Source organism: Pseudoalteromonas sp. 31A1, from assembly GCF_011378815.1.
Taxonomy (GTDB): domain Bacteria; phylum Pseudomonadota; class Gammaproteobacteria; order Enterobacterales; family Alteromonadaceae; genus Pseudoalteromonas; species Pseudoalteromonas arctica.
The window spans coordinates 514,487-528,503 of sequence record NZ_WTKY01000001.1; the positions used below are offsets into that span (position 1 = coordinate 514,487).

The window sequence follows — 14,017 nt, forward strand, 5'->3', positions numbered from 1 at the left end:
TTTTTTATATTTGATTTGTTTAACTAGGTGGCAGCAATATGATGCGATTTTTACTGGTTTGTGTACTGATGTTGTGCGCGACACCAAGTTGGGCTTCAATTAGTGATTACGTAGTTAAGCAATGGAATATAAAAGATGGTCTACCTTCGCAATCACTTAAAAGCGTAGTACAAGACCAGCAAGGCTATATGTGGCTTGGTACTCAGTTTGGCTTAAGCCGTTTTGATGGCACAACATTTACAAACTACAACACGCAAAATAGCCCGTTCTTGCCTAGTAATGGTATTAATAAACTTTTAGTCGATTCTAGTGGCTTATTATGGGTAGGTACTAAAAGTGGCTTGGTAGTTATTAATCCTGCCACATTTGCAGCACAAGAGTTTAATATTAAAGGTCCAGTAAGAGATATTCTTGAGGACTCCAAAGGCAGCATATGGATTGCGGCTAATGGTTTATACTATGTAGATAGAGGGCAAGTTGATTTACGCACTCAAGTAAATGGCCCCCTACCTATTGTTAATGCTACCGTAATTACCCAAATTGTTGGCTCTGTTAGCCAAATGGCACTCTCTCCAGAAGGTATTTGGCTAGTTAATGATCGTCATTTATTACGCCTTACTAAAAACTCATCAGATTTCTCTAAACTACGTTTAGAGCTTACCGCTAAAATATCGTTACCAGAGCGCTTAGCGCAAACCATAGTGCACGATTTATCATTCTTAAACGGTAATTTGTATATAGCCTCTGAGCTAGGTGCATACTTTTTAGATTTAGATGACGAACTAAGACCTTTTCCTTTACCAAATGCAAATAACTCAGCCGTTTATAAGTTTATGAGTGATACCGATGGTGGCTTATGGGTTTCGACTTATGGACGTTTATTATTTAGAGATAAAACCGGTGAGTGGCAATGGGTAGAACCAAGCCAACTTGATCAAAGCATATGGTTTGCTGATATTTTTAGAGATGATAAAAATAACGTTTGGTTAGCAAGTTTTAGTGAAGGCTTATGGCTTGCCCATGAAGGGCGGGTAGAAAGGCATTCAGCAGTTTCAGATATGACCGAGTCTGTTATGGCTATTAGCCAAGCTCCAGATGGAAAACTGTGGGTTGCTAACAAAAGCGGCATTGGTTATTTCGATTTAGATAAAAGTTTTATTAATTTAGTTCCAAGTAGTAAATATGGATACGCGTCAGTACACGATCTACAATTCGATGGTGAGCGATTATATATAGCCACGGGGCGCGGCTTATTTGTTTTTGAAAACAAGACACTTTATACCGTCCCTGGTCGAGCGCTTCGCGATAACCCGGTATTTGCAATAAGTCGCTCTAGTAAAGGCGGTTTTTGGATTGGTACCGGACGCGGTTTATATCGATTAAATTATGCTGGTTTAACGCCTTTTGCATATAACGCTTTTTTAGGTAGTAAGTTTATTACCTACGTATTGGATAAAACAAACTTTGGTGTGATTGGTACTAGTAAAGGCGCATATTACTTTACAGACCGTGGCATTGAAAAAATTGGTGACCAAACAACACTTGAAAGCGCATACGTAACTAGCGTGCTCCATATAGATGGTGTGGGTATTTTAATCGGCTCTCTTAACGACGGGCTTTTTTACAGAAGTACGCAAGGGCAATGGCGTCAACTCGATGCAGCTAATGGTTTACCGTATGGTTCTATATTTAGCCTAGAATATGATGAAAAATTAAAGCATGTTTGGGTAAGCACCATGAAAGGTGTTTACAGAATGCCTGTAGAGCAATTTAAGACAGAGATAAAAAGCCTAAAAGTTGAAGAAGTAATTTCATCTTTTGACCGTCAACTCGATGGTAAAGCGAATCAATGTTGTAGTGGACTTGGGCATGATGCGGTAGCAGACACCGGTAATTCTATTTGGTACCCAAGCTTACAAGGTGTTGTTGAAATACCTAAAAATGTAGAGCTATTTGGTGTGCTTGCATTAAAGCCAACAATAGAAACAATAACAACACCACTTCGTCATTTAACCACCGCTGCGCTTGGTAAAAAACCATCATTAGAAACAGACGAGCGTGATATAACGCTAACTTACACAGCTATTGATTATTATGCACCAAACAGTATTGAATTTAGATATAAACTAAGTGGCTTAGATAGTGACTGGCGCTATGCTAATACGCGACGTGAAGCTATTTATACTAACTTGCCTCCAGGCTCGTTTTTGTTTCAATTAGAAGCGAAGCGCCAAGGTGAAGACTGGACTAAAGCGCAAGAAGTAGAATACGGTTTTGTAGTGCCTGAGCGCTTTGACGAAACTATTTACTTTAGGCTTTTAATTACCAGTGGCTTTATTTTGCTTTTTTATCTCATTTTTTGGGTATTTAGAGCGCAAGAGCGTAGAAAACAAGAAGCATTAGAGGGCTTGATCACCGAGCGTACCTTAGAGCTTCGTCAAGCTAATGATAAATTAGGGCAAGTGAATTCACAGCTTAAATTAGTTAGTCACTCAGATGAGCTAACGGGGCTGCGTAGCCGCCGCTTTTTGTTTGATCAACTTCCAAAAGATATTGAACACTTTCAACGTAATTCGCAATCGCTGCAGGCACAAGGCAAGTCATTGGTGCTGGTAATTATTAACTTTGATAATTTCAGCCGTATCAATGATGCCTATGGCCCAATTGCAGGTGATAGCTGCTTACAGCAAATGGCTGCATTATTAAATTCGCGTACGCAGGGCTCTGACTATGTGGCACGTTGGAGTGGTGATGAGTTTTTACTATTATTACGTGATTTTAAATGCAATAAAATAGACAGCTATGCTTCAGATCTTTGTAAAGTAATAGCGGCTAATTTATTCCAATTACCAAATGGAAAAACAACTAATATCACGGCATCAATTGGTTGGTCATTTTATCCATTACCACTTTTGGGTGGGCAGGTAATTAGCTGGGAAACATCTATTAACCTAGCTGATATTTCATTGCACCAAGTTAAAAAGCGCGGTGGTGATGGTGTTGCAAATATTACGTTTGATGATCAGCTTGATGCATTTGAGTTTGAACAAAATTCTAACGTTGATCAACAATTAGGTATTTTACAAAGCAATGGCCTAGCTGATATTAAAGTGTGGATGCGCTGATCAGCAATATTTGATATTAAAAAAGGAGCCTAGGCTCCTTTTTTAATATGCTCAACTTTAGATGTATAGGAAGTTAATTAATAAACGCTTTAATAGCGGTTAATATTCCTTGCTCGCCTAATCCCATTTCATCGTGCATTTCATCTTGGGTGCCGTGTTTAATAAACTCATCAGGAATACCTAAGTTAAGGATATTAATATCAGCTTTTTGCGTTGCTAAGAATTCGTTAACTGCAGAGCCGGCACCGCCAGCAATCGCATTATCTTCAAGCGTAACAATTACATCGTGGCTAGTTGCAAGCTCATTTAAAAGTGCGGTATCAAGTGGTTTAATAAAACGCATATTAACAAGCGTTGCATCTAATTCATCTGCAGCAAGCTGTGCATTTTCAAGTAATGTACCGAACGATAAAATGGCAATTTTACTGCCTTTCTTAATTGTATCTGCCTTACCTATTTCAAGCAGTTGCATAGTGCTTTCAATGTCTGCAGTACCTGCACTACCTCGAGGATAACGAACTGCAACAGGGCAGTTTGCTTTATAACCGGTGTATAGCATTTGGCGGCATTCGTTGGTATCGCTTGGTGCCATAATTACCATATTTGGAATGCAGCGCATAAAGCTTAAATCGTACGCACCTTGGTGAGTTTCACCATCGGCTCCAACAATACCAGCGCGGTCAATGGCAAATAATACAGGTAAGTTTTGCAGTGCAACATCATGTATTAATTGGTCATACGCACGTTGTAAAAAGCTTGAGTAAATAGCAACAACAGGTTTTAAACCTTCACAGGCAAAACCAGCAGCTAAAGTAACAGCATGTTGCTCAGCAATGGCGACATCAAAGTATTGATCTGGATGTTCTTTAGAAAAGCGTACCATGCCTGAGCCTTCGCGCATTGCAGGCGTGATAGCCATTAACTTGCTATCTTGCTCGGCCATATCGCATAACCAATCACCGAATACTTTTGAAAAAGTAGCAGCACTAGGTTTAGATTTAGGCAGACTAGTTGTGCTCGGATCGAATTTTGGTACACCATGGTAGCCAATAGGATCGGCTTCAGCTGGTTTATAGCCCTTACCTTTTTGTGTTTTTATATGTAGAAGCTGTGGGCCTTTTAAATTACGCATATTACGTAGCGTATCAACAAGCATGTTTACATCGTGACCATCAATTGGACCAATATAATTTAGGCCTAATTCTTCAAAGAAGGTACCCGGGATCATCATGCCTTTAATGTGCTCTTCCATTTTACTGGCAAGTTGCTTTACAGGAGGTACACCTGAGAGTAACTTTTTACTACCTTCACGAATGTTAGTATAAAAGCTACCCGATAAAATACGGGCAAAGTGATTTGTTAATGCGCCAACATTTTCAGAAATCGACATTTCGTTATCATTTAAAATAATAAGCATGTCTGATTTTACATCACCTAAATGATTCATCGCTTCAAATGCCATGCCTGCGGTTATAGCCCCGTCGCCAATAATGGCAACAGACTTTCGACCTTTACCTTCTTTTTGTGCGGCAATAGACATGCCTAAAGCAGCTGAAATAGACGTGCTTGAATGGCCTACGCTAAACGTATCGTATTGACTTTCATCGCGAAAAGGAAAAGGGTGTAAACCGTCTTTTTGACGAATAGTGTGCATTTGCTCGCGACGACCAGTAAGGATTTTATGCGGATAAGCTTGATGACCCACGTCCCAAACTAGGCGATCGTCTGGAGTGTTATAAACATAATGCAGCGCAACGGTTAGTTCAACCGTCCCTAAACCAGACGCTAGATGACCGCTACTTTGCGATACTGAGTTGAGTAAATAATCGCGCAGCTCATTGCTAAATGCAGGGAGTTTGTCTTGCGCTAAGTCACGCAATTGGGCTGGCTCGTCAACCAAATTAAGTAATGGATACTTGCTACTATCAAGTGTCATGGTTTTATATATATCCTTCGCTAACATTAATTAATCCAAAGCTTTTACGAATAATTAATGTTGAGTAATAATGTCAGTGCTAATTGCAATACGTATGAGCAAAAATTAGTGGTCACGCTCAATTAGGTAATTTGCTAGCGACGCAAGAAGTGTTGTGTCAGCATCTATATTTGCTAACGCTTCATGGGCTTGTTGTATTAAATTCTGCGCCTTTTCTTTAGCGCCTAGCATACCTAATAACGCCGGATATGTCGCTTTATTCGCGGCAATATCGGAGCCTTGTGGCTTTCCTAAAATAACTGTATCGCCTTCAACATCTAAAATGTCGTCGTGTACTTGAAATGCTAGCCCTATAGCATACCCAAAAACACTTAAATTTTCTAAGGTTTGTTGATCAGCCTTTTCACTGCACAGTGCACCAAGTGTAATTGCGCAATTAATTAGAGCCCCGGTTTTTAGCTTATGTATTCGCTCAAGCTCTTGTACGGTAATTACTTTATCTGTTGCTGCTATATCAAGGCCTTGTCCGCCAACCATACCCTGAAGGCCTGATGCGTGGGCAAGTGTAGCAATCATTTTTACTTGTGTTTGTGATGAGCATTCAAATTTGTGATTCGCAATAAGCTCAAAAGCAAGAGTTTGAAGAGCATCACCGGCTAAAATTGCATTTGCCTCGCCAAACTCTATATGACAAGTAGGGCGTCCGCGGCGTAAGTCGTCATCATCCATTGCTGGTAAGTCATCATGGACTAACGAATAGCTATGAATGCACTCAATTGCAGCAGCAAGTACGTTTAAGTCTTGATGGTTTGCGCCGAGCATTTTACCTGTGGCATAAACTAAAAATGGACGTAATCTTTTACCGCCATTAAATAATCCATACTGGGTGGCGTTCTTTACCGTTTCTTCTGTATCGAGAGGCTGATTAAAATGCTGCTGTAAGGTCGCTACTACATCTTTTTGAGCACGTTCAATATGATTTTTTATGCTCACAGTTATTCCATATCATTATCAAAATTTGTAAGTACTGACTTTTCGCCATTCCCCATCAAAACTGATACTTTTTGTTCTGCTTGCTGTAATTTCCCTGATGAAGCACTTGCTAATGCAATTCCACGCTCAAATTGCTTTAACGATTGCTCAAGCGATAAGTCACCTTGTTCCATGTCACTAACGATTGTAGATAATTCTTCTAGTGCTTGTTCGAAACTTAAGTTTTCAGGTTTTTTAGTCGCCATCTTTATTTCAGCTTACATAATAAATTTAGGGGTCAATTTTAGGGGGAATGCTAAACTAGGTCAAAGGATGATATTGGTTTTTTACCTTTATAACGTTAAATTATATTTCAAGTGCATTAATAAAGCCTTAATAGCGTCTGTTGGTTTAATAAATCAATTGATAGTTAGGTAGCCCTTATAACTTGATCTAAGATAGTGCTAAAGGCTGCTTTTTATGTTTATTTATAAAAATGGCTTAAGCAATTCAATATGTTGCCGATAAGCAGTTAATAATAAAAATTTATGATAAGGCCATTAAGCATGAAACTTCTGGAGGAAATGTGGATTTAGCAACCATAATTGGGATCCTAGGCGCAATTGGCTTAATTGTCATGTCTATGTTTATGAGTAGTAGCGGTGAAATGGCTATGTTTTACAATACCCCGTCTGTGGTTATTGTATTTGGTGGTTCACTCTTTATTGTTTTATCAAACTTCACCATGTCGCAATTTTTGGGGATAGGTAAAGTTGTTGCCAAAGCGTTTATGTTTAAAATCGAAACGCCAGAAATACTTATCGAAAAAGCAGTAGAACTTGCGGATTCAGCTCGTAAAGGCGGTTTTTTAGCACTCGAAGAAGCTGAAATTCCAAACCCCTTTATGCGCAAAGGCGTCGATATGCTCGTTGATGGCCATGATGCAGATGTAGTTCGCGCTACACTTCAAAAAGATATTTCTCTAACTACGACTCGCCATGAATTGGGCGCGGGTTTATTTAAGTCGTTAGCTGATATAGGGCCTGCAATGGGCATGATTGGTACTCTAATTGGTTTGGTTGCAATGTTGTCTAACATGGATGACCCAAAGGCAATTGGTCCGGCAATGGCAGTAGCACTATTAACAACTTTATATGGCGCGTTTTTAGCCAATGTTGTGGCAATTCCTATTCAGGTAAAACTTGAACTGCGTAAAGACGAGGAAGCGATGAATCAGCGTTTAATTTTGGATGCTATTTTAGGTATACAAGATGGTCAAAATCCAAAAGTAATCGAAGGTATTTTGAAAAATTACTTAGCTGAATCTAAACGTAAAGTAGATACCGAGGAGTAACTATGTCTGATCAAGAGTGCAAATGTCCACCACCAGGTCTACCTGCATGGATGGGAACGTTTGCCGATTTAATGTCACTGTTAATGTGCTTTTTTGTACTCTTGCTCGCGTTTTCAGAAATGGATGTACTTAAGTTTAAACAAATTGCGGGCTCTATGAAGTTTGCTTTTGGTGTGCAGAATAAAATTGAAGTAAAAGACATCCCTAAAGGGACCTCTGTTATTGCCATGGAGTTTACCCCAGGCAAACCAGAGCCAACCCCAATAGAAACCATTCAGCAGCAAACAGTCGAAATGACTCAACAAATGTTAGAGTTTCAGGCTGGCGATGAAAGCTCAGCAGGCGGCAGGCAAGAACAGCGCGGGGATAAACGCGGTGGCGAATCTCGTAGTACCTCACAAGAAGAATCTTCTGAGCAAGCAACTTCAGCAGCCGATCAGGAGCAAACTAACGAGCTTGTTAAAAAGATAGCGCAGCAGCTTGAAAAGCAAATAATCGATGGCGCAATTGAGCTTGAGTCTTTAGGGCAGCAAATAATTATTCGCATTAGAGAGAATGGTTCATTTCCTTCAGGTAGTGCATTTTTACAACCTAAGTTTAAACCTATAATTCAAGATATCGGTGTGCTGTTAAAAGATGTACCCGGTGAAATAACAGTATCTGGCCATACAGATGATTTTCAGGTATCGAATGAGTTATATATTAATAATTGGGACCTATCATCAAAGCGTGCTGTAGCCGTTGCAAGTGAACTGCAAAAAGTCCAAGGATTTGATAAAACTCGAATGATGGTGGTTGGTCGAGCTGAAACACGACCACTTGTACCGAATGACACCGATGAAGATCGCCGCAGGAATCGCCGAGTAGAAATATCTATATTACAAGGTAAAGCAAAAGAGTCAGCTCCTATAGATGTAAGATAACTTTTATTGGCAAACACACTTATTTATCATAAAGTATGCTTTCTTTAACAAATGTAACGGAATAGTTTATGAAAAAGGTCGATAAGTTTAGTCATATGCCAGGAAATGGCGGTGGTAATGACGATGATGAAAAAAAACTTGATTAACTCTAATGCCTGAATGGTTTTTAAAGACTATATTGATATTAGATACTAGTTGGGTGTTTATTTTAAGCCCTGCTATTTTCATCTTTTATTTTAGAAAAGATTATTTGGCTCTGCGTTTCGCTTTAATTACAGCCGCTTTTTTTTTATATGGAACCATTATTCATCCTTACTTGAAAGAGTTTGATAATGGGATTTATGTTTATCGATACCTTGTTTGGGCCTTTAATGATATTGCTTGGATGGCACTCATCGCATATCTGGGTTTAAAAGATAAGGTTTATTTATGGCAATGCGTATTAGGTCAATTGGTTGTTATTATGGCACCAATTTTACAGCTATTTAGATTAGTCGACCGCCATTTATGGGATCTTTCTTATAGTACATACATTTATAAAACCTTATTGCCATTTATTAATATAGGCACCGTTGTTGTTTGTTATCTTCCGCTTATTTATATTTTAACAAAAGACAAAAAAAGCCCAGCTAGCCAATAGTTACAAAAAGTTCCCTCCTTTAAAATAGCTGTGCTAGACTACTGTTTATATAAACAGTGATGAGCAGGCTATGAAACTCTACATTGCAGAAAAACCTTCACTTGGACGCGCTATTGCTGATGCGTTACCAAAACCACATAAAAAATATGATGGTTATATAGAAGTCGCTAATGGCGATTGTGTGTCGTGGTGTATTGGACATTTGCTAGAACAAGCAGAACCCGATGATTACGATGAGCGCTTTAAAAAGTGGCAGTTTGAACACTTACCTATAATACCTGAACAGTGGAAGTTAAAAGCCAAAACCAAAACTCGCAAACAGCTCACTGTTTTAAAAAAATTAATTAAACAAGCCTCGCAACTTATTCACGCTGGCGATCCAGACCGTGAAGGTCAGCTACTAGTTGATCAAGTAATTGAAGAGGCTAAAATAAGTCAGGCTAAAAAGCAGAGTACGCAACGTTTACTCATTAGTGATTTAAATTTGTCAGCAGTAAAAAAATCATTGGGTAATATGCGCTCCAATCGAGACTTTATTCCGTTAAGTGTATCTGCTTTAGCACGTTCTCGTGCTGATTGGCTATTTGGTATGAATTTAACGCGAGCATATACATTAGCAGGGCAAAAAGCAGGATTCGGCAATGTACTTTCGGTAGGGCGGGTACAAACCCCTATTTTAGGCCTCGTTGTTAATAGAGATAACGAAATAGCGAACTTTGTATCTAAGCCTTTTTACGATGTACTGGCGCATTTACTTACTCCAGATAACCAGCCATTCATAGCTAAGTGGGTTCCTAGTAAAGCATGTGAGCCACATCAAGATGAAGAAGGCCGAATACTTAACAAAGCACTCGCAGAAAATGTTGCTTCGCGTATTAGCAAACAAAATGCTGAGCTTACAGCGCTTGAGCAAAAACAAAAAAAACAAAGTGCACCGTTACCGTATAACCTATCTGCACTGCAAATAGATGCCGCTAAAGCCTTTGGTATGCCAGCTCAAAAAGTGTTGGATATTTGCCAAATACTTTACGAGCGACATAAATTAATTACCTACCCACGCTCGGATAACCGCTATTTACCCAAAGATCACCACCAAGATGCATCTGCTATTTTTAAAGCTATAAGTGCTAATGGTGGGCAAAGCACAGAATTGGTAAATGGGGCTGATGTAAAAAAGCGTAGTAAATGTTTTAACGATTCAAAAGTGGCTGCGCATCATGCCATTGTGCCTACGGCTAAGCAGTTAAAGTCAGCGAGTTTGAACGGTGACGAAGCGAAGGTATATCAATTAATAAGCCGCCATTACCTAATTCAGTTTTATCCCGACTATATATATAACGAAACTAAAGCAGAGATAACAATCGCTGGCGGATTATTTAAAGCAAATGCAAAACAAGATGTAAGCCTGGGCTTTAAGGTATTAATGGGTAAGTCTGAATTAAAAGATGAAGCTACGTTACCTCCTTTAACTAAAGGTATGCCTCTTTTTTGTGAGCAAGGCGAAGTGGTCGAAAAGCATACATCACCTCCTGCTTATTTTACCGACGCTACATTATTGGCTGCGATGACGGGCATTAGCCGTTATGTTAAAGATCCACAAATTAAAAAAGTATTAAAAGACACTGATGGTTTAGGGACTGAGGCAACACGTGCGGGAATAATCGAGTTGCTATTCAAGCGGCGCTTTTTAAAACGTGAAGGTAAGTCAATTAGAGCGACCGAAACGGGACTTGCCCTTATTAGCGTATTACCACAAGGTTTAGCGAGTCCTGATTTAACCGCAAAGTGGGAATCGAGCTTAGGTGATATCGCGCAGCAAGTAATGAGTTATCAGCAATTTTTACAGTCTTTACTTGCTGAGCTAAATGGGTTTGTACAATTAGCAGCAAACTGCGATAGCAATGCATTTGCAAGGTTACCAAAAAGCTCACCTAAAAAACGCTTTGCTAAACGAGGTGGAAAAGCGACCTTTAAAAAGTCGAGTTATAAAAAAAGCTCTGTTGCTAGTTAGCTACAGAGCCATTTTATTAAACGATATTACTTAACCTGAACTCTACTTGAGATAGATTTATTATCCAGAATTCAGGTTACTTATTAAATAAAGCAACAGCAGCGTTACTCATTGCTTTTATTCCGGTAGGGATAGCAACTTTATAATCTGGTGCAAATTTACTAGAGTGTAGGGAAGGGAGTACTTCAGCTGTTTTTATCGAATCTGCATATTGTGCTTGGTTTACACCTCCTAGCCAAAATAAGGTAATCGGGATATTTTCATCGGTGCGTCCGTATAGGCCAAAGTCTTCACCCGCCATTACAGCTTGTGTTTCAAGCACATTAGTATCACCAATTGCGCTGGCAATAGAGTTTCTAACAATGTCTGTTTGTGCAGGGTTATTATAAGTAGATGGAATAGATTCATCTTCATGTACATATACTACAGGGTAGTTTGATTCATTTAGGCCAGCACTTTGTGCAATACCTGCCGTGATTCGTTTTATTGCTGCTATTTGAGCACTTCTAACATTTGGGTTATAGCTTCTGAGAGTGAGTTGTAGTTTTACTTCATCCGAAATCACATTATGTTTTGAGCCACCATGAATAGACCCAACCGTAATAACCGAAGGCTCTAGCGGTGAAAGTTCTCGGCTTGTGTGTGCGTGCAGCTATAATCACAGGGTCTATAGTTGTATGCGGATAAGCACCATGACCACCTTTACCTTTTATTGTAATATCGACAGAATCTACACTTGCCATAGTGTATTCATTTTTCATTGATATCTTACCAGCGGGGACGCTAGCACTTACATGTAACGCAATTATATGATCAGGTTTTTCATATTTACTAAATAGTCCTTCGCCTAACATGGCTTTAGCACCCCCACCAACTTCTTCGGCAGGCTGTGCAACCATCATCAAAGTGCCTTTCCATTGATCTTTGTGTACTATTAATTGCTCAGCAGTACCAATAAAAGAGCTCATGTGAATATCGTGGCCACAACCGTGCATTACACCTACTTTAGCACCATGCTCGTCAATTACTTTAACTTTTGAGGCATAGGACTTTCCTGTCTGCTCTATAATAGGTAAGCCATCGGTGTCAGTACGGATCATCACGGTTGGACCGTTTCCGTTTTTGTAAATGCCGACAACACCAAAGCCACCTACATTACTTGTTACTTTAAAACCCAGCTGAGTTAATTTATCCGCTATTTTATTACCCGTTTCTTGTTCGTGATAAGAAAGCTCTGGCGATTGGTGTAAATCGAGGTAAAACTTTTCTATAGCTGGCATGGCTTTGCTTAAATTCAAATCGAGTCCATTTGCTTGTACTAATGGGCTTGCTAATAAAAGTATTGCACTTAGATAAGTTAATTTCATGTTTTCCCTCATTGTTGAATATGTATACCGGATGATTTAGGTATATGACTTGTAATTATTATGTTCACCACCATATAAAAACCTAAATAGATGAATATGGCAATCAATTCAATGAGCAACATAGTTAGTATTAATGCACAAAACCTTCAACAAGTACTCGGTGAAACATCACAGCAAAAATTGGTGTTGCTTAACTTTTTCTCTCCTCAAAGTCCTGACTGCATCGGACAGGCTGCAATTTTAGATAAAGTAGCGGCTGAATATGCAAGCTATATAGTAGTAGCAAACCTAGATTGCGATGCAGAGCAAGCACTCGCTTCTCAACTTGCGCAACAAGTTGGTCTTCAAACTCTGCCTACGCTTGTATTATTAAAAGACTCTGCACCAGTAGATTTACTTGCAGGTGTTCAAAGTGAGGCACAAATACGCGAAGCCCTAGCAAAGCATTTACCTGCGCAACAAGACTTACTGTTAGAGCAAGCAAAACAAGCGTTATTAAAGTCAGATTTAAATGCTGCATTTAATTATGCAAAGCAAGCTTATGAAATAGACAGCGGTAATGCACGCATCAAATTAGTGCTTGCAGACATATGTATTCAAATTCACAAGGTAGATGAAGCCCAAGCGCTTATAAATACAATAGACGTACAAGAGCAAGATGCTTACTTTAATAATATAAAAGCAAAATGCGAAGCTGCGCTTGAAGCAAAAGACTCACCAGAGATTAAAGAAAAGCAACAACAAGTAGAAAAGTACCCAAATGACCTAGAATTAAAAGAAGAGCTCAGTATTTTACTCAATGAAGCAGGCAGAAAAGAAGAAGCATTGGATATACTATTTACAGTGCTGCAAAAAGATCTGAATTTCAATGAAGCGAAACCAAGCTTTTTAGCCATTATTGCCTCTTTACCCGATGGTGATGCGCTCGCAGCAAAGTATCGTCGCAAGTTATATAGTATTTTATACTAGGGTCTGTTGCTCTTTGCGGATTAAAATTTGTTCAAACTAGGGGGTGTTTAATCGCGGCGCGAGATTTGTAACCTAGTGGGCTCGGTAATTGCTCCTGCGTTACCCTACTGGCTTACATCCATGTAAGAATAAGTAAAAACCGAGTAACAAAGAGTAAATAGCCCCTAGGAAGAACCCTTTGGGCAGCGCCTGTTTGGCATTAATGCTACGTTATCGCTTATTTATGGGGAGTAACCACACTACATAGGCTCTGCCTTGCCTGAATACTAAACAGGCTGCTGCAAATTTAACCTTGAAAGATAAACAGACCCTAGATTCTAATAACTATTACTTTTGAGAAGCACCTAAATAAGGTGCTTTTTGCATTTTTAAGGTTTTAATTAAAAGCTATAGAATGGTTTAGCTATGTAAAAACAAGAGTTATCAACAGGTTTTTGTGGGTAACTTGTGCTTATCATGTGTGCTTGCTTGGGGCTTAATTTTAATTACTATTTTATGCAAATAACGCTTGCGTAAAATCCGTCGCTCCCTATAATGCGACCCCACTGAGACGGGAAACGCCAACGCATAGCGAGGCAGGAACAACTCAGAGAGTTAAGTAAAACTTCGGTTTTAAATTGTCGAAAGAAAATTTAAAACTAAGTGTTGACTCGAAAAATAAAGGGTGTATTATTCGCATCCCTTGAGACGCTAAAGCGACTCAAAACGTTCTTTAACAAT

General features: G+C 39.2%; 9 protein-coding genes and 1 pseudogene. 6 read left to right on the forward strand and 4 right to left on the reverse strand.

Going from position 1 to position 14,017, the window contains the following annotated elements; all coding sequences use genetic code 11:
• Window positions 1-38: 38 nt before the first annotated feature.
• On the forward strand, window positions 39-3,125 hold the full coding sequence (locus GQR52_RS02390; RefSeq protein WP_024589765.1) for a ligand-binding sensor domain-containing diguanylate cyclase: 3,087 nt from the start codon (window positions 39-41) through the stop codon (window positions 3,123-3,125).
• Window positions 3,126-3,198: 73 nt separating this feature from the next.
• On the opposite strand, the gene dxs is transcribed toward GQR52_RS02390, so the two are convergent.
• From dxs to GQR52_RS02405, 3 genes are all read right to left on the reverse strand, one after another.
• A complete protein-coding gene (gene dxs, locus GQR52_RS02395) occupies window positions 3,199-5,061 on the reverse strand; it encodes a 1-deoxy-D-xylulose-5-phosphate synthase (protein ID WP_007587116.1) in 1,863 nt (620 codons plus the stop codon).
• Between the two features lie 105 nt (window positions 5,062-5,166).
• Window positions 5,167-6,054 (reverse strand): (2E,6E)-farnesyl diphosphate synthase, encoded by an 888-nt coding sequence (gene ispA, locus GQR52_RS02400; RefSeq protein WP_007587115.1) that lies wholly within the window; start codon window positions 6,052-6,054, stop codon window positions 5,167-5,169.
• A gap of 2 nt (window positions 6,055-6,056) precedes the next feature.
• Window positions 6,057-6,299 carry an exodeoxyribonuclease VII small subunit gene (locus GQR52_RS02405; protein WP_165727311.1) on the reverse strand — a complete coding sequence of 81 codons (243 nt, stop codon included), beginning with the start codon at window positions 6,297-6,299 and terminating at the stop codon, window positions 6,057-6,059.
• Between the two features lie 320 nt (window positions 6,300-6,619).
• Between GQR52_RS02405 and pomA the strand changes: the two genes are divergently transcribed.
• The 4 genes from pomA to GQR52_RS02425 all read left to right on the forward strand — a co-directional run bounded on the left by pomA (window position 6,620) and on the right by GQR52_RS02425 (window position 10,961).
• Window positions 6,620-7,387 carry a flagellar motor protein PomA gene (gene pomA / locus GQR52_RS02410; protein ID WP_007587114.1) on the forward strand — a complete coding sequence of 256 codons (768 nt, stop codon included), beginning with the start codon at window positions 6,620-6,622 and terminating at the stop codon, window positions 7,385-7,387.
• Between the two features lie 2 nt (window positions 7,388-7,389).
• Window positions 7,390-8,310: a flagellar motor protein MotB gene (locus GQR52_RS02415; protein ID WP_007587113.1), complete on the forward strand. Its 921-nt coding sequence runs from the start codon at window positions 7,390-7,392 to the stop codon at window positions 8,308-8,310.
• A 151-nt stretch (window positions 8,311-8,461) separates the two neighbouring features.
• Window positions 8,462-8,950: a hypothetical protein gene (locus GQR52_RS02420; RefSeq protein WP_024593682.1), complete on the forward strand. Its 489-nt coding sequence runs from the start codon at window positions 8,462-8,464 to the stop codon at window positions 8,948-8,950.
• Window positions 8,951-9,020: 70 nt separating this feature from the next.
• Window positions 9,021-10,961, forward strand: a complete 1,941-nt coding sequence (locus tag GQR52_RS02425; RefSeq protein WP_165727312.1) for a DNA topoisomerase III — start codon at window positions 9,021-9,023, stop codon at window positions 10,959-10,961.
• 76 nt (window positions 10,962-11,037) lie between these two features.
• Here the strand turns inward: GQR52_RS02425 and GQR52_RS02430 are convergent.
• Window positions 11,038-12,328 (reverse strand): annotated as a pseudogene (locus GQR52_RS02430) (amidohydrolase).
• A gap of 111 nt (window positions 12,329-12,439) precedes the next feature.
• Between GQR52_RS02430 and GQR52_RS02435 the strand changes: the two are divergent.
• On the forward strand, window positions 12,440-13,297 hold the full coding sequence (locus GQR52_RS02435) for a tetratricopeptide repeat protein (protein WP_101162966.1): 858 nt from the start codon (window positions 12,440-12,442) through the stop codon (window positions 13,295-13,297).
• The last annotated feature ends 720 nt before the right edge of the window (window positions 13,298-14,017 follow it).